Consider the following 23,870-nt stretch of genomic DNA (forward strand, 5'->3'; position numbering starts at 1 on the left):
TGGCTTCATCCGGATGCAGCATGCAAAACGGCGCGGATCTTTCGATCCGCGCCGTTTTGTCGAGAACCGTTCGGGGTCAGGCCGCGGCCTTCACCGCGGTCGAGACGGAAGCGATGGTCTTGAGCACCTGGGAGGCGATCTCATAGGGGTCGGCCTGGGAGTTGGGACGGCGGTCCTCCAGATAACCCTTGTAGTCGTTGCGCACGAAGGAGTGCGGCACGCGGATCGAGGCACCGCGGTCGGCCACGCCCCAGGAGAAGGTGTCGATCGAGGCGGTCTCGTGCTTGCCGGTGAGGCGCAGATGATTGTCCGGGCCGTAGACGGCGATGTGGGCTTCCTTGTTGGCGGCGAACGCGGCCATCAGGGCTTCGAAATAGGCCTTGCCGCCGACTTCGCGCAGATGGGTGGTCGAGAAGTTGCAATGCATGCCCGAGCCGTTCCAGTCGGTGTCGCCGAGCGGCTTGCAATGCCATTCGATGTCGATCGAGTACTTCTCGGTCAGGCGGAGCAGGAAGTAGCGGGCGAGCCACATCTCGTCGGCGGCGGCGCGGGAGCCCTTGCCGAAGATCTGGAATTCCCACTGGCCCTTGGCGACCTCGGCATTGATGCCTTCATGATTGAGGCCGGCGGCCAGGCAGATGTCGAGATGCTTCTCGACGATCTCGCGGGCGATGTTGCCGACATTCTTGTAGCCGACGCCGGTGTAATAGGGGCCCTGCGGGGCCGGGAAGCCATGCTCGGGGAAGCCGAGCGGGCGGCCGTCCTTGTAGAAGAAATATTCCTGCTCGAAACCGAACCAGGCACCATCGTCGTCGAGAATGGTGGCGCGGGTGTTGGAGACATGCGGGGTGACACCGTCGGGCATCATCACTTCGCAGAGCACGACGGCGCCGTTCAGGCGCTCGGGATCGGGGACGACGCGGATCGGCTTGAGCACGCAATCGGAGCTGGATCCTTCGGCCTGCTTGGTCGAGGAACCATCGAAACCCCAGAGCGGCAGCTGCTCGAGCGTGGGGAAGGCGTCGAATTCGCGGACCATGGTCTTGCCGCGCAGGTTGGCGGTCGGCCGGTAACCGTCGAGCCAGACATACTCGAGCTTGTACTTCGTCATTCTCAGGATACTCGCTAATGTGAATAGAATGGACGGCAGCCGGTTCGCACCGGACCGCCGCCGGTTGCAGTGCAATAAGCAGGAAGCGTGCCAGCGCGCGGGGGTGCGGCGCTTTTGTCGCAGAGGATGGCCATCCCATCGGTCCGGATGTGGTTAAATCCGCGTCTTTCCGCGCCGTCGACGGAAGAATGGGGCAGGAGCTGTCATTGCCGGGAGTGCTGCCTTCCTGCGCAGTGTGCTGGCTTAGCCTCGAATGCACATAGTTTAGGCAAACGCTGCCTGCAAAGCAGGCAAATGATAGGAAGGCGCGGACGGCTGTGCTAAGACTCGATCCTGGTTTGGTCGCCTCCCCGGGGTGCACCAGACAAGGGAGACGAGCATGACTGCGAGTACCCGGCAAGAGACCGCCAAGATCTACCTATTCCCTGCACGGCCGCGCATGGGATCCAGCCTCGGGCGCGACGAGACACGGCTTTCCTCGCGCGAGACCCAGCCCTTGCCGCCCGTCGACATAGACGGCGCCTGGTATCACCAGGCCGCCATTCGCGATGCGGGCGATCCGCGCAAGCGCTGACGGTATCGACAGGCAAAAAACGCTGTGGCTGACGGTTGTCGAACCCCCGTGCTCGTGTCAGGGCCGGAAGGTGTCCGGATCCCTATTTCCCGCTTCCCTGCGAAAGCTTTTCACTGTCCAGCCCCTTGCTTCACTCTTCCGGCATGCCGATACTCGCGCTGACTCGAAGAGCATGCGTTTGGTGATTTGGCGCAATCGCAAGGACGCTCCAGCCAATCGGTTGGATTGGCTCGGAAACAATGAGCTAGAGCGAAGGAGCGTTTTCGTCTAAACGCGCTTTGTTCTAGGCAACCGTGGAGGCTGGGCGCGCTGCGCACCGGCCCGCAACAGGGAGACCAGCATGGCAGACGCCAAGATGATGTCACAGATGACCGGCAAGGATGGCTTCATCGCCGCCCTCGATCAGAGCGGTGGTTCCACCCCCGGCGCCCTGCGTCTCTATGGCATCGCCGAATCCAGCTATAGTGGCGACGAAGAGATGTACCGCCTGGTGCATGAAATGCGCGTGCGCATCATGACGTCGCCCGCTTTCTCCGGCGACAAGGTGATCGGCGCCATCCTGTTCGAGAAGACCATGGACGGCGATGCCAAGGGCAAGCCGGTACCGACCTATCTGTGGGAAGATCGCGGCGTGGTGCCTTTCCTCAAGGTCGACAAGGGCCTGGCGGCAGAAGAGAACGGCGCCCAGGTGATGAAGCCGATGCCCGAACTCGATGCCCTGCTCGCGCGCGCGGTGAAGAAGGGTATCTTCGGCACCAAGATGCGCTCGGTGATCGCCAATGCTGACAAGACCGGCATTGCCGCCGTCGTCAAGCAGCAGTTCGAAGTCGGCAAGCAGATCCTCGGCCATGGCCTCGTGCCGATCATCGAGCCGGAAGTCTCGATCAAGAGCCCGACCAAGCAGGAAGCCGAGGCCATCCTGCGCGATGAGATCGTCCGGGAACTCGACGCGCTGCCGGCGGGCGAGCAGGTGATGCTCAAGCTCACCATCCCGACCGTCGCCGATTTCTACAAGCCGTTGGTCGATCACAAAGCCGTGGCTCGTCTGGTGGCCCTCTCGGGTGGCTACACCTGTCCGGATGCCTGCGAGAAGCTCAGCCACAATCATGGCATGATTGCTTCCTTCTCGCGCGCTCTCGCCGAAGACCTGCGTGTCTCGATGAGCGATGCCGAATTCAACGATACGCTGGGCAAGGCAATCGATCAGATCTACAAGGCGAGCGTCGTCAAGGTCTGATCGCGAAAGCGTTTTGCGATTTGGTGGCATCGCCAGGAATCGCAAGGACGCGTCGAACCAAAGAGCTGGAGCAAAATAGCGTTTCCGTCTGATCGCGCATTGCTCCAGGTCCGTTCGAGATCACTGGCCGCGAGCGGGGAGGGTGCCCGGCTTGCGGCCGGATTCGTTTGGGGGAACGCAATCTTGATGGCAATCGGGGAGTTCGGGGCGTGACGATCGGCATTGCTGCCTTTGGGGTCGAAGCGGGCCGGGCGGTCTGGGCGGCCTGGGCCGAGGCAGAAAGGCTCGGCAAGGGCGACCTGCACGGCTTTGCGGTGTTCTACGCCCTGGCGCCGGATGGCGAGCCGGTCGGCCTGGAGTGTCAGCGCGGCGGGCTCGAGACCATTCGGGCCCAATGGTCCACCCGGCCGGATCTGGCCTGGATGATGGCCTCGCCGCTGGCGGCGGTGATTACCAGCGGGCCTGATCGTCCGGAGCCGCTCACCCAGTTTCTTGTCGTCAGCCGCAGGGGTTTCGTCACCGGCCACCGGCTGCCCAATATAGCAGGTGCCTCGGATGTTCCTGTGAACAGGGAGGCGCTGTCGCTGATCGAAAGGGGCGTCCATCCCGACGAAGCCGTGCGCATGGTGCTCCAAGCCAATCCACGGGTCGATGCCGGCCTGATCGCCGTGACGCCCCATGCCATCGGATTGGAAGACAGCGAACGGGTGCGCGAACGTACGGATCGCGGCCGGGCTCATGTTCTTGCCACGGACGGGCGTTATGGCCTTGCCCTGCTGCACAATTCGATAGAACCGGTAGAAGGGCTTGCCGAGAGTGCCGCGCGGCGGGCTGCGGCAGTATTGGCCGGGCACGAATCATAGGGGCGGGCTATAGCGGAATGAGAGGTCGGCATACCGGCCCGCATTCTGCCCAAGGACTCGACCATGACTGCCACCTGCGACCTGATCTTCCGGCAGGCGAGGATCTTCGACGGCACCGGCGCCGCGCCACGCCAGGCCGATGTCGCCGTCAGCGGCGAGCGTATCGTCGCCGTCGGCGAGCGCTTGCCGTACCGCGCCCAGACCGAGATCGACGCCGCCGGGCTCGCCCTTGCGCCCGGTTTCATCGACGTGCACACCCATGACGACCGCGCGGTGATCGCCACCGACATGGCGGCCAAGCTCAGCCAGGGCGTGACCACGGTGGTGGTCGGCAATTGCGGCATCAGCCTGGCCCCGCTGCAGGCGAAGGGCGAGGTGGTGCCGCCGCTCGATTTGATCGCCAAGAGCGAGCATGAATTGTTCGAGCGTTTCGCGGATTATTTCGAGGCGGTGGAGACGGCGGGAACCACGGTGAACGTCACCTGCCTGGTCGGTCACACCACGCTCAGGCTGGCTACCATGGATCGGCTCGACCGCCCGGCGACAAAAGCCGAGTGCGCCCGCATGCGCGATTTGCTTGACCAGGCGTTGGCGGATGGGGCGATCGGCCTGTCCACCGGGCTCTATTACCAGCCGGCCAACGCCGCCTCGACGGCCGAGGTGATCGCCGTGGCCGAGCCGCTGGCCAAATATTCGGCCCTCTACACCACCCATCTGCGCGACGAGGCCGATCATCTGCTGGACGCCATGGAGGAGGCCTTCGCCATCGGGCGCGAGGCCGACGCCCCCGTGGTGCTCTCCCATCACAAGGCGACCGACCCGCAGAACCACGGCCGCACCCGCGTCTCCCTGCCGATCATCGAGAAGCGGGCACGCGAGCAGCCCGTCACGCTCGACGTCTATCCCTATGCGGCCTCTTCCACGGTACTGGAGGCCAAGCGGGCGGGCCAGGTCGAGCGCATCCTGATCACCTGGTCGAAGGCGCGCCCCGATCTCGCCGGCAAGACGCTCGACGTCATCGCCCGCGAGCTCGGCGTCTCCAGGGAGGAGGCGGTGGCGAAGCTGCAGCCGGCCGGTGCCGTCTATTTCACCATGGATGAGGAGGATGTGCGGCGCGTGCTGCAATTCCCGCTCACCATGGTGGGCTCGGACGGGCTGCCGCATGATGTGCGCCCGCATCCCCGGCTGTGGGGCACCTTTCCGCGGGTGCTCGGCCATTACGCCCGCGATATCGGCCTGTTCGGCATGGAGGAGGCGGTGCGCCGCATGACGGCGCTGCCCGCGGCCCGCTTCGGCCTGGCTCAGCGCGGCGTGCTCCGCACAGGTGCCTTTGCCGATCTCGTGCTGTTCGACCCCAAGACCATCCTGGATAGGGCGACGTTCGACGACCCCACCCATCTCTCGGCCGGCATCCGCTCGGTCTATGTCAATGGCAGCCTGGCCTGGAGCGAAGGCAAGGCCGCCGGCCCCCGCGCCGGCAGGGTGCTGCGCAACCGCGACTTGGCGGCGAAGAATTTCACCGCCGCGTTTGCGTGAAGTGGACGCAATTGCCTTCTCCCCTTGCGGGAGAAGGTGGCATTGCGCAGCAATGACGGATGAGGGGAGGTACGCTACCCTTGCAAGGTATGCGCCGACACCCCTCATTCCCCTGCCGGGACCTTCTCCCGCAAGGGGAGAAGGCTGCTACCCCTCACTTGGGCGGCATGCCGATATCGTATTTGAAATACTTCCCAGCGATCTGCTTGAACTCGCTGCTGGCATAGACGGCCTTGATGCCGGCATCGAGCTTGGCCTTCAGCTCGGTGTCCTCCTTGCGCAGGCCGCCGCCGATGCCGCCCTCGAACAAGGGATCCTTGGGAAAACCCTTGGAATCGCAGCAGGCGCCGTCCTTGCCTTCCAGGAAGGGGCCAACAGAATCGGCGTCGCCCAGCACCAGCTCGATGCGCCCGGCGGCCAAGTCAGCCATGGCGGCATCGAGCGTGGCATAGTTGCGGATTTCGGCCTCCGGATAGGCCTTCTGCACATATTGGGCGTGGATGGTGCTGGTCTGCACGCCAACCGCCTTGCCCTTGAGGCCACCGGGCACGAATTCGAACTTGTCGTCCTTGTTGCCGATGAACTCAACCGGCGTGTTGTAGATCGGGATGGTGAAGGCGATCTGCTTCTGTCGTTCGGGTGTGATCGACATGCCTGCCCAGATCACGTCGATCTTCTTGGCGAGGAGGGCCGGCATGATGCCGTCCCAGGCAGTGGCAACCACCACGCAGTCGAGCTTGGCCTCCTTGCACACGGCCTTGGCATAGTCGGGCAGGAAGCCCTGCCAGTTGCCCTGCCCGTCTAGCGAGAAGAAAGGTGGGATCGGCTCGGCCGAGACGCTGATCTTGACGGGATCGGCCTGCGCCGCCGCCAGGCCAGCCAGTAAAGCCGCACCCGCCAGAAAACTGATCTTGAAACTCTTCATGGACCCAATGTCCTCCCTCGGCTCCCGCCCTGTCGGCGTTTTTTCGGATTGGGCCGGGAGCAAAGGCCCGGCGCGCGGGCAGCAGAGCGTATTCGTCCGACAAGGTCAATCGACGGAAGGACGGCGTAACCCGGCAGTTTGCCGGTGTCGGGTGGATCAGCTTCGCGATGGTGCCGGGCGTTCGGCCCGATGCCTATTCCTTCTCCGGCGATTTCCGCCACACCCGCTCGAAGGGCAGGCGCCAGGCATTGGGGGCGATGAGTTGGTGGATCGACTTCGGGCCCCAGCTGCCCTGGTCGTAGAGGCGCACCGGCGGCGGGTTCTCCAACAAAGGCTGGGAGACTTCCCAGAGCCGCTCGATGCCCTCCGCCGTGGTGAACAGCGTGTGGTCGCCGCGCATGGCGTCGAGGATCAGGCGCTCATAGGCCTCCAGCACGTCGCCGATCAGGCCGGTTTCGCTGAGCGCGAACTGCAGCGAGAGCTTGTCGAGCCGGAAGCCCGGGCCGGGGCGCTTGCCGTAGAAGGACAGCGAGACCTTGGAGGCATCGGCTAGGTCGAAGGTGAGATGGTCGGGGCCCTGCGCGCCCACGCCCGATCCCGCCGGGAACATGCTCTTGGGCGGTTCGCGGAAGGCGATGGAGATGATGCGCTGGCCCTCGGCGAGGCGCTTGCCGGTGCGCAGATAGAAGGGCACGCCGGCCCAGCGCCAATTGTCGATGGCGCATTTGAGGGCGATGAAGGTCTCGGTGTCGCTTTCGGGATCGACGCCCGGCTCCTCGCGATAGCCGATATATTGCCCGCGCACGACCTCGCGCGGATCGAGCGGCACCATGGAGCGGAACACCTTGTTCTTCTCCTCCGAGATCGGCTGCGGCTCCAGCGCGGTCGGCGGCTCCATCGCCATGAAGGCCAGGATCTGGAACAGGTGCGTCACCACCATGTCGCGATAGGCGCCGGTGGATTCGTAGAAGGCGGCGCGGGTGCCCAGGCCCAAGGTCTCCGGCACGTCGATCTGGACGTGGTCGATGAAATTACGGTTCCAGATCGGCTCGAACAGGCCGTTGGCGAAGCGGAAGGCCAGGATGTTCTGGGCCGGCTCCTTGCCGAGGAAGTGGTCGATGCGGAAGATCTGGTTCTCGTGGAAGACCTCGTGCAGGCGGGCATTGAGGGCGACCGCGCTGGCCAGATCCGTGCCGAAGGGCTTTTCCATGATGATACGGCAGCGGTCGACGAGGCCCGCCTCCGACAGCATCTGCACGGCCGAGAGCGCTGCGTTGGGCGGCACGGACAGATAATGCACGCGGCGGGCTTCGGGGCCGAGTTCCGCCTCTGCCCGTGCCACAGCCTCCTTGACCGGGCCGGCGCCGGCACTGATCGGCACATAATCGAGGCTGGCGGCAAAAGCTTCCCAATCGGCCTGGGAGACCTTGCGGGTGGAAAACTTGTCGAGCGCTTCGCGTGCGATGGAGCGGAAGCCATCGGCATCGATGTCATCGAGCGAGACGCCGATGATGCGGCAGCCCGGGATGAAGCCGGCGCTGGCGAGATGGAAGAGGCCGGGGATGAGCTTGCGGCGGGACAGGTCGCCCGTGGCGCCCACCAGCACCACCACCTGCGGCTTGCCCGGGCCGACGCGCGAAGAATTCTTGATCAAGGCTCTCGTTCCCATTGGTTTTGCACCGCGCCGGCGTGCCGCGCTGCGGGCCGATCCAGGCCCGTCCTTGCCTGAAGCCGCCATCGCCGAGCCCCATACCGGTTCGAGGCGGGTATTGGGGCATAGACGGGAGTGATGATCAAGGGCGGCAGGAAAAAATGGGCGGCGCAGAATTAATTGGCCTGGCGCGGTCGATGTCATATCGTCGCCGCAGTCTTGCGCAGATTAGAATTAATCCAATCTGGAGTCCGAGCATGCCCTCCGCGTCCTACCGCCCCGTTCAGAAAGCCCTGCACTGGGCGATCTTCCTGCTGGTGCTTGCCTGTTATGGCCTCACCTATAATGAAGCGTTCTTCGCCAAGGGGGACCCGATCCGGGATCTGTCCTGGTGGAGCCATATCTCGCTGGGCCTCCTGCTTACGGCCTTGATCGCCGCCCGTCTCCTCGCCCGACTGGCGCTCGGCACCCCGCCCTTGCCCTCGACCATGGCGGGCATGGAAATCGCGGCGGCGAAGGGAGCCCATTTCCTCCTCTATGCTCTGATGATCGGGATCGTCGGCCTCGGCATCACTCTCACCTGGCTGCGCGGCGATGCCCTGACCTTTTTCGGCCTGTTCACCATACCCGCCCCCATGACCCCCGATCGCGATCTGGCGCATCAGGTCAAGGAACTGCATGAGCTGTGCGCGGATGGGATCCTGGTCGTGGCCGGCCTCCATGCCGTTGCAGCGCTCTGGCACCATTATGTCCGGGGTGACGATGTGCTGACACGCATGCTTCCCCGCCGTTCGGCGCGGTAAATCGAGGCGGTGATACTGACTTCTTGGTTTCTTCCTTGATCTGGCTCAGACTCTTGTTTCCAAACCCCTTGTAGCTTCGGTCCGGCACCCCACATCATTCTCAGCGAATGCCTGCGGGGTTCGCAAATCTGTATGGCGCCTGGACGATGCTACGGGTCCCCGGGCGTGCTGGAAGGGACATAGAATGAATTTTGAACGCTATACCGAACGCGCCAGAGGCTTCGTGCAGTCGGCGCAGTCGCTTGCTTTGCGCGAGGGACATCAGCAGTTCGCTCCCGAACATCTCCTGAAAGTCCTGCTCGACGATCCCGAGGGATTGGCGGCGGGCCTCATCGATCGTTCCGGCGGCAATTCGCGCCAGGCGCTGAATGCTGTCGAGGCCGCGATCAAGAAGCTGCCCAAGGTGCAGGGCACGGGCGCCGGCCAAGTCTACCTGACGCCGGGGCTCGCCCGCGTGTTCGAGGCGGCTGAGAAGGCGGCCGACAAGGCTTCCGACAGCTTCGTCACGGTCGAGCGGTTGTTGCTGGCGCTCGCCGTCGAGAAGGATACCGAGGCCGGCAAGGCGCTCGCGGCTGCCGGCGTGACGCCCCAGAACCTCAACAAGGCGATCGAGGCCCTTCGCAAGGGCCGCACTGCCGACAGCGCCACCGCCGAAAACGCCTATGACGCCCTGAAGAAATATGCCCGCGACCTCACCACCGATGCGCGTGAAGGCAAGCTCGACCCGGTGATCGGCCGCGACGAGGAGATCCGGCGCACGATTCAGGTCTTGTCGCGGCGGACCAAGAACAACCCGGTGCTGATCGGCGAGCCCGGCGTCGGCAAGACGGCGATCGTCGAAGGCCTGGCGCTGCGCATCGTCAATGGCGACGTGCCCGAGAGCCTCAAGGACAAGGCTTTGCTGGCGCTCGACATGGGCGCGCTGATCGCCGGTGCCAAATATCGCGGTGAGTTCGAGGAGCGCCTGAAGGCCGTCCTGAACGAGGTGACCTCGGCGAACGGCGAGATCATCCTGTTCATCGATGAGATGCACACGCTGGTCGGCGCAGGCAAGGGCGAAGGGGCGATGGACGCTTCCAACCTCCTGAAGCCTGCCCTTGCGCGCGGCGAACTGCATTGCGTCGGTGCCACCACGCTCGACGAATATCGCAAGCATGTCGAGAAGGATCCGGCCCTGGCGCGGCGCTTCCAGCCCGTCTTCGTCGAGGAGCCTACGGTGGAGGACACCATCTCCATCCTGCGCGGCCTGAAGGAGAAGTATGAGCAGCACCACAAGGTGCGGATCACCGACAGCGCGATCGTGGCGGCGGCGACGCTCTCCAATCGCTACATCACCGATCGTTTCCTGCCGGACAAGGCGATCGACCTCGTCGACGAGGCCGGCTCGCGGCTGCGCATGCAGGTGGATTCCAAGCCCGAGGAGCTCGACGAGCTCGACCGGCGCATCGTCCAGCTCAAGATCGAGCAGGAAGCCCTCAAGCGCGAGAACGACGACGCCTCCAAGGATCGCCTCACCAAGCTCGAAAAGGAGCTGGCCGATCTGGAAGAGCGTTCGTCCGAGCTCACCCAGCGCTGGAAGTCGGAGAAGGACAAGCTCGGCCGCGCCGCCGATCTCAAGGGCCAGCTCGACAAGGCCAAGAACGAATTGGCCGAGGCCCAGCGCCGCGGCGAGTACCAGCGCGCGGGCGAATTGACCTATGGCATCATTCCCAAGCTCGAAAAGGAGCTGGCGGAGGTCGAGGCGTCCGAAGGCAAGGTCGGCATGGTCGAGGAGGCCGTGACGGCCGACCATGTCGCGCAGGTGGTCTCGCGCTGGACGGGCGTGCCCGTCGACAAGATGCTGGAGGGCGAGAAGGACAAGCTCCTGCGCATGGAGGACGTGCTGGCGACCCGCGTGGTCGGCCAGGGTGAGGCCGTGCAGGCGGTTTCGACCGCGGTCCGGCGCGCCCGCGCCGGCCTGCAGGATCCCAACCGGCCGATCGGTTCCTTCATCTTCCTGGGCCCCACGGGCGTCGGCAAGACGGAGCTGGTGAAGGCGCTTGCCGCCTTCATGTTCGATGACGACACGGCGATGACCCGTATCGACATGTCCGAATATATGGAGAAGCATTCGGTGAGCAGGCTCATCGGCGCGCCTCCGGGCTATGTCGGCTATGACGAGGGCGGTGCGCTGACCGAAGCCGTGCGGCGCCGGCCCTATCAGGTCGTGCTGTTCGACGAGATCGAGAAGGCCCATCCCGACGTCTTCAACGTTCTCCTGCAGGTGCTCGACGACGGGCGCCTGACGGACGGGCAGGGCCGCACGGTCGACTTCCGCAACACCCTGATCATCATGACCTCCAATCTGGGGGCCGAATATCTGGTCAACCAGAAGGAGGGCGAGGATTCGGACAAGGTGCGCGAGGAGGTGATGGCGGTGGTGCGCAGCCACTTCCGGCCGGAGTTCCTCAACCGGGTCGACGAGATCATCCTGTTCCACCGCCTGAAGAAGGCGCAGATGGGCGCGATCGTCGATATCCAGATGGCCCGGCTGCAGAAGCTGCTCGACGAGCGCAAGATCACGCTGCATCTCGACGATGCCGCGAGGACCTACCTCGCCGACAAGGGCTACGACCCGGCCTATGGCGCGCGCCCGCTCAAGCGCACCATCCAGCGCCTGGTCCAGGATCCGCTCGCCGAGATGATCCTCTCCGGCAAGGTGAAGGACGGCTCGACCATCGAGATCGGAGCCACCGGTTCGGGCCTGGTCATCGGCGGCCAGGCGGTGAATGCCAGGGCGGCGTAAGGAAATATCAGCCGAAAAACGAGAAAGCGGGCCTTCGGGCCCGCTTTTTTATGGCAGCCGAAGCTGAAACAGCCACCACATGAATCGCAGCAACTATGCGCCCGGCTCAAAAATGGAACCCGATTGTCGGGTCCGTGCGTTGAGAAACGTCCTTGGAGCGTAGCGCCATCGACGACAATCGAGGAGAAACGCATGACCGCGACCATGAGCGGGCTGAAACCCGCCACCGAACTGGCTGCCCTGAACGAGGCCCGGATCCCGAATGAAAGCGAGGACTATCGCCGCGCCCGAACCGCCTTACTCGCGGAGGAAATCGAGCTTCGCCGCCACATCGAACGCGTGGCCGAGATGCGCCGTGCGTTGCCGCCGGGGGCTCCCGTGACGAAGGACTATGTCTTCGAGGGGGAGAACGGGCCTGTTCGTTTCGCAGATCTATTCGGCAGGCATGAGAGCTTGATCGTCTACAACTACATGTTTGGTCCCGAGCGTAAACGGCCATGTCCGATGTGTACCGCGCTCCTCGGCGCGCTGGCGGGCAATGCGCAGGATATCCAGCAGCGGGCGGCGCTCGCCGTCGTCGCACGCGCGCCGATCGAGCGACTCACGGATTTCAAGCGGGAGCGCGGCTGGCGGCATTTGCCGCTCTACAGCGATACCAGCGCCGAGTTCGGCCGCGATTTCGGGACCTGGCGCCCGGACGGGGATTATCCGGGCTACAACGTCTTTACCCGGCGGGATGGCTCGATCCGCCATTTCTGGGGCGGCGAGATGGGCGGTGTGACCGCCGATCCCGGCCAGGACCCGCGCGGCGCACCCGACTTCACGCCGCTTTGGAACGTGCTCGACACCACGCCCGAGGGGCGCGATCCGCATTGGTATCCGAAGGTGGACTATGATTGACCGGTGAGGGCCGCACCGTCGGGCATCCGGGCGGGAAGGATCCCGCCCGCCAGGTTGGTATTGTCTTCGACGCTCTCTCGAGAGGGCCGGGGCGGTCGATTTGAATCCGGCCAGGCCCGGCTTTCTCCGCTCGGCCGCGATCGGAGTTCAATCCTTCGAATCGCTGGTGCCCTTGCGAATGCCTTCGAGGTTGATCCACAGCGCGATCAGGGTGCAGACCGCGCCCGAGAGCAGGTAGACGCCGGAGGAGGCGAGGCCGAACCAGGCGGCCAGCGCCAGGGCGACGAAGGGGGCAAAGCCCGCGCCGAACAGCCAGGCGAGGTCCGAGGTCAGGGCCGCGCCGGTGTAGCGGTAGTGGATCGGGAAATTCATATTCACCGCACCCGAAGCCTGGCCGAATGTCAGGCCGAGCAGGATGAAGCCGCCGATCATGTAGATGAGCTCGCCCGTCTGGCCGCCGTTCAGCAATTGCGGCGCATAGCCCGAATAGATGGCGATCGCCATGGCACAGACCGCGATCAGGTTGCGCCGGCCGAAGCGGTCGGCGATCGGGCCGGAGGCGACGATGGCGGCGAGGCCGAACAGGGCGCTGAAGATCTCGATGATCAGGAACTGCACCACGCTCTCATTGGTCTCCAGCACCACCCAGGCAAGCGGGAACACCGTGACCATGTGGAACAGGGCGAAGCTCGCCAGCGGCGCGAAGGAGCCGATGATGATGGTGCGGCCCTGGGCAGCCACCGTCTCCGCGATCGGCTTGGGCTGGAGTTCCTGGCTCTGGAACATCTCGGCATATTCGGGCGTGGCGATGATGCGCAGGCGTGAGAACAGCGCTACCACATTGATGGCGAAGGCCACGAAGAAGGGATAGCGCCAGCCCCAGTCGAGGAAGTCGCCGGGGCTGAGCTCGGTGTAGAAGAAGGCGAACAGGCCGCTGGCGACGATCAGGCCGAGCGGGGCGCCGAGCTGCGGGATCATGGCCCACCACCCGCGCTGGCCTTCCGGAGCGTTCAGGCTGAGCAGGGCCGGCAGGCCGTCCCAGCTGCCGCCGAGCGCGATGCCCTGGCCGATACGCAGCAGCGCCAGCAGGACGCCGGCCCAGGCGCCGATGGTGCCGTGATTGGGCAGGAAGGCGATTGCCGCGGTGGAGCCGCCGAGCAGGAAGAGCGCGATGGTCAGCTTGACCTCGCGGCCGTAATGCCGGTCGAATAGGGTGAACAGCGCCGAGCCGAAGGGACGCGCGATGAAGGCGAGGGCGAAGATCGCAAAGGAATAGAGCATGCCCGTCAGCGCATCGAGATGCGGGAAGGCAAGCTTGGGGAACACCAGCACGGAAGCGATGGCATACACGAAGAAGTCGAAATATTCCGACGTCCGGCCGATGATCACGCCGATGGCGATCTCGCTGGGCGTGATGGTGTGACGCTTGGCGCCGTGCTGGCCGGCGGCCCCGGCCGGATGCATGGAAGTCGTGGTGCTCATCGTCCCTCGGCTTTCTCCAAAGACCCTAGCCCGCCCGACGGAAGCCGTGCAGTATGGGGGTCCCTTGCGTACCTATTGCCGTCTTCATGATGATATTGTCATTGGACAAAATGTCCAATGGGCAGCCTGAAACCGGAGGCGTATCGGCACGACATGCGAATGCTATCCCGAATGCCGTCCCTTAGCTCCGTCCGCTTGCGCAAGCTCGCCCGCTTGGCCATGGCACTGCCCCTGGCGGGCCTGCTGGCGGGCTGCAATGCCGTGGTGCTCAGTCCGTCCGGCGACATCGCCGCCCAGCAGCGCGACCTCCTGGTGTTCTCCACCGTGCTGATGCTGGTGATCATCATCCCGGTGATGGCGCTGACGGTGCTGTTCGCCTGGCGCTATCGCCAGTCCAACAAGACGGCGCGCTACGAGCCCGATTGGGATCATTCCACCCAGCTCGAACTGGTGATCTGGGCGGCTCCGCTCTTGATCATCATCATCCTCGGCGCGATCACCTGGACGGGAACCCATCTGCTCGATCCCTACCGGCCGCTCGAACGCGTGGCCGCGGGCAGGCCGGTGACCAAGGAGGTCAAACCGCTCGACGTCCAGGTCGTCGCGCTCGACTGGAAATGGCTGTTCATCTATCCCGAATACGGCGTGGCCAGCGTCAACGAGATGGCGGCTCCCGTCGACCGGCCGATCAATTTCAAGATCACCGCCTCGGCCGTCATGAACTCCTTCTACGTGCCGGCACTGGCGGGCATGATCTATGCCATGCCGGGCATGGAGACCAAGCTGCATGCGGTGATCAACGCACCGGGCGAGTATGAAGGCATTTCGTCCAACTACAGCGGCGCCGGCTTCTCGGGCATGCGCTTCCGCTTCCATGGGGTCGACCAGGCCGGCTTCGACCAGTGGATCGCCAAGGCGCGCGGGGGAGAGGGGGCGCTCGATCGCGCAGCCTATCTCGCCTTGGAAAAGCCGAGCCAGAACGTACCGGTGCGCTATTACAATGCGGTGGCGCCTGATCTTTATCGCGCCATCTTGAACATGTGCGTCGACCCCAACAAACCCGACAAGATGTGCATGGACAAGATGATGGCGATCGATGCCAAGGGTGGTCTCGGCAAGGAGGGCATCAACAATGTCCGCCCGCTGCTCCACGACAAATATGCCCGTCGCGGTGCTGTGCTCGGTCCGGACCCCTACTACGTTTCCGATTATTGCGAGGTGCCGCGGCCCGGCGCGCTCGATGCGTGGAAGAGCGGCGTGCCTGCCCTCAGCTCCCGGTCGGCCGGCATCGCCGGGGCCGGCCTCTCCCTCCCGCCAGCCTCCCGCCAGCCGACGCAGCTCTCCGCTGCGCAGCCCGGCTAAGTGCAACCTCATTCACGAGCGGTTTTTGCCATGTCTTCTGAAACGGTTGCGGTGAGCCCGATCTTCGGTCGGTTTACGCTGGAAGCCATCCCCTATCATGAGCCGATCCTGGTCGCGACTTTCGCCATGGTGGCCATTGGCGGCATAGGCCTCCTCGGTGCCCTGACCTATTTCCGCGTCTGGGGCTATCTGTGGCGCGAATGGTTCACCAGCGTCGACCACAAGCGCATCGGCGTGATGTATATCGTGCTGGCTTTGGTCATGCTGCTGCGCGGCTTTGCCGATGCGATCATGATGCGCCTGCAGCAGGCGATCGCCTTCGGCGGGTCCGAGGGCTATCTGCCGCCCCATCACTACGACCAGATCTTCACGGCGCATGGCGTCATCATGATCTTCTTCGTGGCGATGCCCTTCGTCACCGGCTTCATGAACTTCGTGGTGCCGCTGCAGATCGGCGCGCGTGACGTCTCCTTTCCCTTCCTCAACAATTTCTCGTTCTGGATGACGGCGGCCGGCGCGGCCATCGTGATGATGTCGCTGTTCGTCGGCGAATTCGCCAAGACGGGCTGGCTCGCCTATCCGCCGCTCTCGGGTATCGCCTATAGTCCGGATGTCGGGGTCGACTATTACATATGGGGCCTGCAGGTCGCGGGCGTGGGGACGCTGTTATCGGGCGTCAACCTGATCGCGACCATCGTCAAGCTGCGCGCGCCCGGCATGACGATGATGCGCATGCCCGTGTTCACCTGGACGGCGCTGTGCACCAACGTGCTGATCGTCGCCGCCTTCCCGGTGCTGACGGCCGTGCTCGCCTTGCTGTCGCTCGACCGTTATGTCGGCACCAATTTCTTCACCAACGACCTCGGCGGCAATCCGATGATGTATGTGAACCTCATCTGGATCTGGGGCCATCCGGAGGTCTACATCCTCATCCTGCCGGCCTTCGGCATCTTCTCGGAAGTGACGGCTGCGTTCTGCGGCAAGCGCCTGTTCGGCTACACCTCGATGGTCTATGCCACGGTGGTGATCACCATCCTGTCCTACCTGGTCTGGCTGCATCACTTCTTCACCATGGGCTCTGGCGCCAGCGTCAACTCCTTCTTCGGCATCACCACCATGGTGATCTCGATCCCGACCGGCGCGAAGATCTTCAACTGGCTGTTCACCATGTATCGCGGCCGCATCCGCTTCGAGCTGCCGATGATGTGGACGCTTGCCTTCATGCTCACCTTCGTGATCGGAGGCATGACGGGCGTGCTGCTGGCCGTACCGCCGGCCGACTTCGTGCTGCATAACTCGCTGTTCCTGATCGCCCATTTCCACAATGTGATCATCGGCGGCGTGCTGTTCGGCATGTTCGCCGGCGTCAACTACTGGTTCCCCAAGGTCTTCGGCTTCCGGCTCGATCCGTTCTGGGGCAAGATCTCGTTCTGGTGCTGGGTCGTCGGCTTCTGGGTTGCCTTCATGCCGCTCTACATCCTCGGCCTGATGGGCGTGACCCGGCGCGTCAACCATTTCGAGGATCCGTCCCTGCAGATCTGGTTCGTGATTGCCGCCTGCGGCGCCGCCATCATCGCCGTCGGCATCGCCGCCATGCTGATGCAGTTCTTCGTCAGCTTCCGCAAGCGCGAGGAACTCAAGGACGTCACGGGCGATCCCTGGGACGCCCGCACGCTGGAATGGTCGACCTCCTCGCCGCCGCCGGCCTACAACTTCGCCTTCACTCCGGTCGTGCATGATCTCGACGCCTGGGCGGATATGAAGCGTCGCGGCTACAAGCGGCCACTGGAGGGCTACAAGCCCATCCACATGCCCAAGAATACTGGAGCCGGCATCATCCTGGCCGGCTTGAGCGCGGTCTGCGCGGTCGCCTTGATCTGGTATGTCTGGTGGCTCGCCATCGCCAGCTTCGTCAGCCTGCTGGCTGCGATCATCATCCATACCTTCAACTACAACCGCGACTTCCACATCCCCGCCGAGGAGGTGGCCACCGCCGAGAATGCCCGCACGCGCCTGCTGGCGGCGGCAGGAGAACGCTGATGTCGCAGACCATCCTGATGCCGCAGACCGAGGCCGCAGACAGCCAGGCGCCGGTCTTCCACTTGCCGGAAGAGCCGCATCATCCGGAAGGGTCGAGCACCATGCTCGGCTTCTGGATCTATCTGATGAGCGACTGCCTCATCTTTGCGATCCTGTTCGCCACCTATGGCGTGCTCGGCGGCAACTACGCCGCCGGTCCTTCCCCGAAGGACCTGTTCGATCTCAATCTGGTGGCGTTGAACACCTCGATGCTGCTGCTTTCCTCCATCACCTATGGCTTTGCCATGATCTCGATGCAGGAGAACAAGGTCGGCTCGACCCAGGCCTGGCTCCTGGTCACCGCCTTGTTCGGCATGGCTTTCGTGGGCATCGAACTCTACGAGTTCTCGCACATGATCCATGAGGGGGCGACGCCACAGCGCAGCGGCTTCCTCTCCGCCTTCTACACGCTGGTCTCCACGCACGGCCTGCACGTCTCCACCGGCATCCTCTGGCTGTTCACCCTGATGGTGCAGGTCGCCCGCTACGGCCTGACCTCGGCGAACCGCCGGCGCCTCATGTGCCTGAGCCTGTTCTGGCACTTCCTGGACGTCATCTGGATCGGCGTCTTCACCTATGTCTATCTGATGGGGATGCTGCGATGAGCGCCCACACCCACCAAGACTCCCACCACGACGAGCACGGCTCCTCGCATGGTTCGCGCAAGAGTTATCTGATCGGCTTCGGCCTTTCGGTGGTGCTGACCTTCATCCCGTTCTGGCTGGTGATGACGGGCGCGCTCGAATCCAAGGTCGCGACCTCGCTGATCGTGATCTCACTGGCAGTGATCCAGATCGTCGTGCACATGATCTATTTCCTGCACATGGATGCCAAGTCCGAGGGCGGCTGGAACCTGATGGCCCTGATCTTCACCATCGTGCTCGTGGTGATCACGCTGACGGGTTCGCTGTGGGTGATGTACCACCTCGTCAACAACATGATGCCGATCTCGGCACATGACATGCGCAACATGCCGTGAGCCTGATGCGATGACGACGCCGGGTGGCCGGCCGGACCGACCACCACGTTCGCGACGTGGTTTCACCGTCATGGTGGCGGCGCTCGTCGTCGCCTTTGCCGGCTTTTGTGCCCTGGGCGTGTGGCAGGTCCAGCGCCTCGGCTGGAAACTCGACCTGATCGCCCGCATCGACGCCCGTATCCATGCCGAGCCCGCGCCACCGCCGGGCCCGGCAGCATGGCCCGCGATCGCCGCGGACAAGGACGCCTACCGCCGCATCCGCCTGGTGGGTGAATTCCTCGATCGGCCACCCGTCTTCGTGCAGGCGACCACGGCGCGAGGAGGCGGCTTCTGGACATTGTCGCCCCTGAAGACGGAGCAGGGCTTCGTGGTGCTCGTCAATCGCGGCTTCGTGCTACCGGAAGAGCGCGCCAAGGCCGGAAATGCTGCCGGACCGGCCGAGGTGACGGGGCTGTTGCGGCTCAGCGAGCCCAAGGGCGCCTTCCTGCGCAGCAACGATCCCAGCGCCGATCGCTGGTATTCGCGTGACGTGGCTGAAATCGCCGCCGCACGTGGCCTCGGTGCCGTCGCTCCCTATTTCATCGACGCCGAGCGGAAGCGGTCCGGCGAAATTCCGGCGGGCGGCATGACGGTGGTCGATCTGCCCAACAACCATCTGGTCTACGCGCTGACCTGGTTCGCCCTCGCCCTCATGACGCTTGGCGGGCTGGTCTATACCCTGCGCGAGAGAAGAGCAGGGTAACTCCTCATTTCAGCCGCCGCTTCTCCAGCTTGCGCGCCAGGGTGCGCCGGTGCATGCCGAGGCGGCGCGCGGTTTCGGAGATATTGAACTCCGTCTCCACCAGCGTCTCGTGGATGCGTTCCCATTCCAGATTCTTGATCGAGGTCGGGGTCTGCGTGGTCGGCACGCTGGTGTCGCCGTCGCTGCGCTGGAAGGCCGCCTCGATGTCGTCGGTGTTGGAGGGCTTGGCCAGGTAATGGCAGGCTCCCAGCTTGATCGCCTCGACGGCGGTGGCGATCGAGGCAAAGCCCGTCAGCACCACGATCTTCATGGTCTCGTCGTGGCCATGAAGCGCCTTCACGCATTCGAGGCCCGAGCCGCCGGCAAGCTTGAGATCGACCACGGCAAAGCTCGGTGCATGGCCCGCGAGCAAGGCCTGCATCGGTTCGAGGCCGGCTGCGACCTCGACGGCATAGCCACGCCGCTCGAAGGATTTGCGCAGGGTCCGGGCGAAGGTCGCATCGTCCTCGACGATGATGAGGCGGCGTTCAGCCGGGGAGGGGGGCATCGATTACTCCTTCGGGCGACAGCGTCGCCATCGGCAGGGTCAGTTCGACCAGGGCGCCGCCGTTCAGCAGATTCTTGGCCGTGACGGTGCCGCCGAGCTTGCGGGCGACATTGACGACCAGGAACAGGCCGAGCCCGCCGCCCGGCCGATTCTTGCTGGAATTATAGGGTTTTCCGAGCTGATCCAGTATGTCCTTGCCGAAACCCGGCCCTGCGTCGGTGACAGAGAGCGTTAGCCCGTCGCCGCGCCGCTCCAGGGCGATGCCCACCCAATTGGGCGAGGCTTCGAGCGCATTGTCGAAGATGTTGAACACCACTTGCTTGAGGGCGTCGTCCGAGACGATGGAGACATCGGTGCCGAAGGTGTTGTCGTAGTCGAGGCGGGCGGGGGAACGGCTGGTGCGCCACTCCTCGACGAGCTCGTTGAAGAAGCTGATCACGCTGGTGCGCCGGGTGCCTTCGCCGCGCACCTCGCCCGATGACATCAGGATGCCGGTGACAATCGTCTTGCAGCGGTCGAGCTGGCCGCGCATTTCGGCGAGTTCGGCGGCGATCTCCTCATCCCGGCTGAACATCTCCATGCGCTGCCAGTCGCTCAGGATCACCGAGAGTGTCGCCAGCGGTGTGCCGAGCTCATGGGCGGCGCCTGAGGCGAGCAGGCCCATGCGGACGATATGATCCTCCTCTGCCGATTGCTGGCGCAGGCTTGCCAGATGGGCGTCGCGGGCGCGCAGGTTGCGGTTGATGCGGGTGACGAAGAACACCAGCAGGATGGCTGCCAGCACGAAGCAGATGAAGGTGCCCTGGACATGCAGGTCGGCCAGGTCCGTGCCGCTCTGCACCGGGATCGGCAAGGGGCGGTTGAAGGTCGCCAGGCCGACGAAGCAGGCGCTGGTGGCCGCCAGCAGCGTCCAGGTCGACCACGCTTCCAGCAGGACACCGCCGATGATGACCTGCAGAAGATAGAGATAGATGAAGGGGTTGGAGGCACCGCCGCTCAGATAGAGCTGTACGGTGAGTGCGGCGACATCGAGCATGAGCTCGAGGAAGAGCTCGGTATTGCCCACCAGGCCCTGGCTGCGCAGCCGGACCAGGCCGACGACGTTGAGCGCTACGAGGAAGCCGATCACCACGGCCATCTCGAACAGCGGCAGGGGGATGCCGAGCACGAGGTCGACGAACAGGATGGTGATCACCTGCCCGATCACGGCGAGCCAGCGCAGCTGGATCAGCAGGGCAAGGTTTTTCTGGTCGGTGGTGTCACGAATGGCGGTCATGACAACTTACTAGAGTGTTTTCCAGAAAAGTTGATAGCAGCACGGTTGACGAAAATGCCGCGGGATGGATCGCCGTCGAGCCATTGCCGACGGCTGCCCAACCTCAGCTCTTGTTGGTGCCGGTTGCGATCTCGGCAACCGGAGCCTTGCTCATCAGGGCGTTGATGCGGTCGCGCTCGGCCTTGAAGGAGGCGAGTAACTCGCCATTGAGCTCGCGCCCCTGCGGCAGCTTGATGCGCATCGGATCGACGAAGCTGCCATTGATCTTCACTTCGTAATGGATATGCGGGCCGGTCGCCAGGCCCGACTGGCCGAGATAGCCGATGACCTGACCCATCTTGACCTTGGCGCCGACACCCGTGCCCGAAGCGAAGCTGTTCATGTGCGAATAAGTCGAGAGATAGCCGTTGGCGTGCTGGATCTCGATGTGGCGGCCATAGCCGTTGGTCCAGCCGGATTTGACGATGGTGCCGTTGCCGGTGGCCAGGATCGGCGTGCCGACCCGGTCGGCCCAGTCGACACCCGTATGCATCTTGTAATAGCCGAGGATCGGATGGCGCCGCATGCCGAAGGTGGAGCGCATCTCGCCGCCATTGATCGGCTTGCGGGTCAGGAATTTGCGCGCCGATTTGCCGTCCTCGTCGTAATAGTCGACCTGGCCGTCGTCGGGGCTGGCGAAATGATAGTAGCGCTTGAGCTCGCCATTCACGGTCAGCGCCGTGTAGAGGATGTCGCCGACCGGATTGCCAGCGTCGTCCTGCTCGTAGAAGAGCTCGAAATTGTCGCCCGGCCGGGTGTGTCGGGTGAGATCGACGTCATAGGCATAGACGCGCAGCAGGCGCTCGATCATTTCCTTGGGCACCTGCTGCTTCAGGGCCGTCTCGTAGATGGAATAATAGAGGCGGATGCCGGTGCCGCTGTCGCCTTCATCCTCGTCGTCGCCGCCCTGATTGTCCTGGGCATTGGCGGCGATGTCGGTCGAACTCGGATCCTGCACGGATACATAGCCGCCGGTATCGGCGAGCACCACGGTGCCCAGATGCTTGTCGGCATTGTAGACCGACAGGCGTACGGGCCTGGAATGCTGGTCCTCCTCCTCGCCCGGAGCGACCAGAACCCGCAGGCGCAGCCCGCCATGCAGCTTTCCGGCATCGCCGAGCGCCTTGGCGATCTCCTGGACTTCCTGCGGTGTTGCGCCGAGGCGCCCCAGAATGCCGGCGAGCGTGTCCTTGTCCTCCACCGTGATGGTCTGCTCGCGGGAGGAGACTTCGGGCGCTGTCTTGGCGATGTTGGTGAAGTTCTCGGGCACGATGGTGATCTTGAGTGCCGAGTCCGGGTCGGTCTGCACGTCGGTCTCGCGCAGGGCCGTCAAATCGGCACTCTCGGCGCGATCGTCGTCGGCGGCGAGCGCCACGAATTGCGGCGGGATGATCGCGGCGGCGGGATCGTTGCCCTGGGTCTGTGCCCGCACCAGGGCGAGGACCTGCTCGTCGGGCAGCAAGGGGCCGGAGGTCGGTTGGAAGTTCACACCGACAAGGTCGCGGTTGGCCACGGTGACCTCACCATCGTCGGGTGCCTGCTCGACATGGGCGGTGGCCGGCGCTAGGGCCGCATCCGGATCGGCGGAGAGAGCCTGGGGATTGTAAGGGGGCACCTGGGAGGCGAGGGGCCCGGAAGCAATCTGCAGGCTGGCGAGCACGCGCGCGAAGGGCTTGACCTTGATGACGTCCTTGTCGCCTACCTTGGTGGTGGTGGAGACACGGATGACCTGGTGCGCTTCCATCGTATCGGTCTGGATCAGGATGCGATCGGTCTTCTGGGTAGAGGTCTGGGCCTCGCTCTCGCGCACGACGGTAGGGGCGATCTGCGGGGCATGGCCCACGCTGTATTCGCCGTCCAGCGCGGCATAAACGGCTCCGCCCATCAGGCCGGCGCCGCACAGGCCGGTGAGGACCGTTCCCGTCAGCCAGCGGATCGAGACCTTGCGCCGGTCGGGCGCCCGCCCGCCATCTGCCGAAAGCGGCGCCTGCGTTCCGGGATCCACGATCCCGTACCGATCCTGCCGCCTGTCTCTATAGGTCGTCCGTGGTGACAAATTCGATCGTTCCGCCAGAAATACGCTGAACCCAAAACGCCGAGGCGTGAGGCGGGCGCATGGTTGGTAGGAAGTTGCCCTTTCCTTGGGGGCGGACCGTGCCCTAGCCGGGCGCGCCGGTCAATTCCAGATCCATCTTAACCCCTGATCAATTGGGCCGATTTGGGGCGGTGCATGACAATTTCATGAAATTTGCGGCGGAAGAGATGATCGGCAAGCCGCTCGAGTGAGGGCGGGGACGGGATCCGAGAGGCAAACCTAAACCGCAAACGCGCGCGCGAGCACACACTGGCGCGCGAAGGCGAGGTCCTTGCTCGAAAGGAAGGCGGGGGGGGCGGTTGCGTGTCGAGGGCAGGCGGCCCCTGAACAGGGAGGCGTTGCCCAGGGCTTGAAATACGCGTGTCGAATATCCATGTAACAACAAGCGGTTAGCGGGGTACGCTGGGTAGCTTTCCACAGGCCTTCCAAAAAAAGCGTCATGCAACCGTCAAAAAAATGAAATCGGCTGTTGACGGGCAGAAAGAGCCCCTCTATACAGCACCCATCGACGGACGGCGCTGCCGCGAATGAGCGGCGGGGCTGATTTGTTGCCTCTTCTGCTTAAGATCGCAAGGTTCTGAACCTGGTGAGAGCTGGGTCGATGAGGCGTCTGGAAGATTGAACGAGTTCAGCTCGTTCCGGCTATTTGACAATTGCATCGGAAGAAAGAGAAGCGTAGGCGACGATGTCCTTGCGGATGTCAATCGAGAGGTTGGCGTCGAAAAGAGACAACGGCGTACTATGTATTCAAGAGCCACCAGATTAGTTCAGCTGTGAAGTTGGATTGGTTAATGGTGCTCTCGTCAAGACGTAGTAATGTCCGGTTCAAATGTTTCAAGTTCAACTTGAGAGTTTGATCCTGGCTCAGAACGAACGCTGGCGGC

Annotated in this window: 19 protein-coding genes; 12 read left to right on the forward strand and 7 right to left on the reverse strand. The window is 63.9% G+C overall.

Annotated elements, in window-relative coordinates; all coding sequences use genetic code 11:
* Positions 1 to 76: 76 nt before the first annotated feature.
* Entirely contained in the window at positions 77 to 1,111 is a 1,035-nt protein-coding gene (locus tag BA190_RS18580; RefSeq protein WP_068290590.1) for a glutamine synthetase beta-grasp domain-containing protein, read from the reverse strand.
* Positions 1,112 to 1,490: 379 nt separating this feature from the next.
* Between BA190_RS18580 and BA190_RS18585 the strand changes: the two genes are divergently transcribed.
* The 4 genes from BA190_RS18585 (at position 1,491) to BA190_RS18600 (ending at position 5,321) form a co-directional block, all read left to right on the forward strand.
* A complete protein-coding gene (locus tag BA190_RS18585) occupies positions 1,491 to 1,685 on the forward strand; it encodes a DUF2735 domain-containing protein (RefSeq protein ID WP_068290592.1) in 195 nt (64 codons plus the stop codon).
* 340 nt (positions 1,686 to 2,025) lie between these two features.
* On the forward strand, positions 2,026 to 2,922 hold the full coding sequence (locus BA190_RS18590) for a fructose bisphosphate aldolase (RefSeq protein ID WP_068290594.1): 897 nt from the start codon (positions 2,026 to 2,028) through the stop codon (positions 2,920 to 2,922).
* Positions 2,923 to 3,131: 209 nt separating this feature from the next.
* Positions 3,132 to 3,785 carry a hypothetical protein gene (locus BA190_RS18595; protein WP_068290597.1) on the forward strand — a complete coding sequence of 218 codons (654 nt, stop codon included), beginning with the start codon at positions 3,132 to 3,134 and terminating at the stop codon, positions 3,783 to 3,785.
* A gap of 63 nt (positions 3,786 to 3,848) precedes the next feature.
* The gene (locus tag BA190_RS18600; RefSeq protein ID WP_068290599.1) at positions 3,849 to 5,321 is read left to right on the forward strand and encodes an amidohydrolase family protein; all 1,473 of its coding nucleotides are present in this window, start codon (positions 3,849 to 3,851) and stop codon (positions 5,319 to 5,321) included.
* Positions 5,322 to 5,475: 154 nt separating this feature from the next.
* Here the strand turns inward: BA190_RS18600 and BA190_RS18605 are convergent, their stop codons facing one another.
* Positions 5,476 to 6,246, reverse strand: a complete 771-nt coding sequence (locus BA190_RS18605; RefSeq protein WP_068290601.1) for a transporter substrate-binding domain-containing protein — start codon at positions 6,244 to 6,246, stop codon at positions 5,476 to 5,478.
* Between the two features lie 193 nt (positions 6,247 to 6,439).
* On the reverse strand, positions 6,440 to 7,915 hold the full coding sequence (zwf, locus tag BA190_RS18610; RefSeq protein WP_068290604.1) for a glucose-6-phosphate dehydrogenase: 1,476 nt from the start codon (positions 7,913 to 7,915) through the stop codon (positions 6,440 to 6,442).
* Between the two features lie 239 nt (positions 7,916 to 8,154).
* Here zwf and BA190_RS18615 point away from each other — a divergent pair, with 239 nt between their 5' ends.
* The 3 genes from BA190_RS18615 (at position 8,155) to BA190_RS18625 (ending at position 12,385) form a co-directional block, all read left to right on the forward strand.
* Positions 8,155 to 8,700: a cytochrome b gene (locus BA190_RS18615; protein ID WP_068290611.1), complete on the forward strand. Its 546-nt coding sequence runs from the start codon at positions 8,155 to 8,157 to the stop codon at positions 8,698 to 8,700.
* A 184-nt stretch (positions 8,701 to 8,884) separates the two neighbouring features.
* Positions 8,885 to 11,485, forward strand: a complete 2,601-nt coding sequence (gene clpB / locus BA190_RS18620; protein WP_068290616.1) for an ATP-dependent chaperone ClpB — start codon at positions 8,885 to 8,887, stop codon at positions 11,483 to 11,485.
* Between the two features lie 192 nt (positions 11,486 to 11,677).
* The gene (locus tag BA190_RS18625) at positions 11,678 to 12,385 is read left to right on the forward strand and encodes a DUF899 family protein (RefSeq protein WP_082979850.1); all 708 of its coding nucleotides are present in this window, start codon (positions 11,678 to 11,680) and stop codon (positions 12,383 to 12,385) included.
* A gap of 147 nt (positions 12,386 to 12,532) precedes the next feature.
* Here BA190_RS18625 and BA190_RS18630 read toward each other — a convergent pair whose 3' ends face one another.
* Positions 12,533 to 13,867, reverse strand: coding sequence for an MFS transporter (locus BA190_RS18630; RefSeq protein ID WP_082979851.1), 1,335 nt, complete (start codon positions 13,865 to 13,867; stop codon positions 12,533 to 12,535).
* Between the two features lie 171 nt (positions 13,868 to 14,038).
* On the opposite strand from BA190_RS18630, the gene cyoA reads away from it, so the two are divergent.
* The 5 genes from cyoA to BA190_RS18655 are packed head-to-tail and all read left to right on the forward strand — an operon-like array spanning position 14,039 to position 19,029.
* The gene (cyoA, locus tag BA190_RS18635; RefSeq protein ID WP_082979852.1) at positions 14,039 to 15,229 is read left to right on the forward strand and encodes a ubiquinol oxidase subunit II; all 1,191 of its coding nucleotides are present in this window, start codon (positions 14,039 to 14,041) and stop codon (positions 15,227 to 15,229) included.
* 30 nt (positions 15,230 to 15,259) lie between these two features.
* Positions 15,260 to 17,269 (forward strand): cytochrome o ubiquinol oxidase subunit I, encoded by a 2,010-nt coding sequence (gene cyoB, locus BA190_RS18640; protein ID WP_068290620.1) that lies wholly within the window; start codon positions 15,260 to 15,262, stop codon positions 17,267 to 17,269.
* A gap of 17 nt (positions 17,270 to 17,286) precedes the next feature.
* Positions 17,287 to 17,913 carry a cytochrome o ubiquinol oxidase subunit III gene (cyoC, locus tag BA190_RS18645; RefSeq protein ID WP_156771587.1) on the forward strand — a complete coding sequence of 209 codons (627 nt, stop codon included), beginning with the start codon at positions 17,287 to 17,289 and terminating at the stop codon, positions 17,911 to 17,913.
* Positions 17,910 to 18,287, forward strand: a complete 378-nt coding sequence (cyoD, locus tag BA190_RS18650) for a cytochrome o ubiquinol oxidase subunit IV (protein ID WP_068290624.1) — start codon at positions 17,910 to 17,912, stop codon at positions 18,285 to 18,287. The genes cyoC and cyoD overlap by 4 nt, the downstream gene beginning before the upstream one ends.
* A 10-nt stretch (positions 18,288 to 18,297) precedes the next feature.
* Positions 18,298 to 19,029 (forward strand): SURF1 family protein, encoded by a 732-nt coding sequence (locus BA190_RS18655; protein WP_068290625.1) that lies wholly within the window; start codon positions 18,298 to 18,300, stop codon positions 19,027 to 19,029.
* Positions 19,030 to 19,033: 4 nt separating this feature from the next.
* On the opposite strand, the gene BA190_RS18660 is transcribed toward BA190_RS18655, so the two are convergent.
* The 3 genes from BA190_RS18660 to BA190_RS18670 form a co-directional block, all read right to left on the reverse strand.
* Entirely contained in the window at positions 19,034 to 19,576 is a 543-nt protein-coding gene (locus tag BA190_RS18660; RefSeq protein ID WP_068290626.1) for a response regulator transcription factor, read from the reverse strand.
* Entirely contained in the window at positions 19,557 to 20,852 is a 1,296-nt protein-coding gene (locus BA190_RS18665) for an ATP-binding protein (RefSeq protein ID WP_068290627.1), read from the reverse strand. Before BA190_RS18665 ends, BA190_RS18660 begins: the two co-directional genes overlap by 20 nt.
* Positions 20,853 to 20,955: 103 nt before the next feature.
* Complete coding sequence (locus BA190_RS18670; RefSeq protein ID WP_082979853.1) at positions 20,956 to 22,896, reverse strand: M23 family metallopeptidase; 1,941 nt, start codon at positions 22,894 to 22,896, stop codon at positions 20,956 to 20,958.
* Positions 22,897 to 23,870 lie beyond the last annotated feature (974 nt).

The organism is Labrys sp. WJW (assembly GCF_001676615.1).
GTDB lineage: Bacteria > Pseudomonadota > Alphaproteobacteria > Rhizobiales > Labraceae > Labrys > Labrys sedimenti.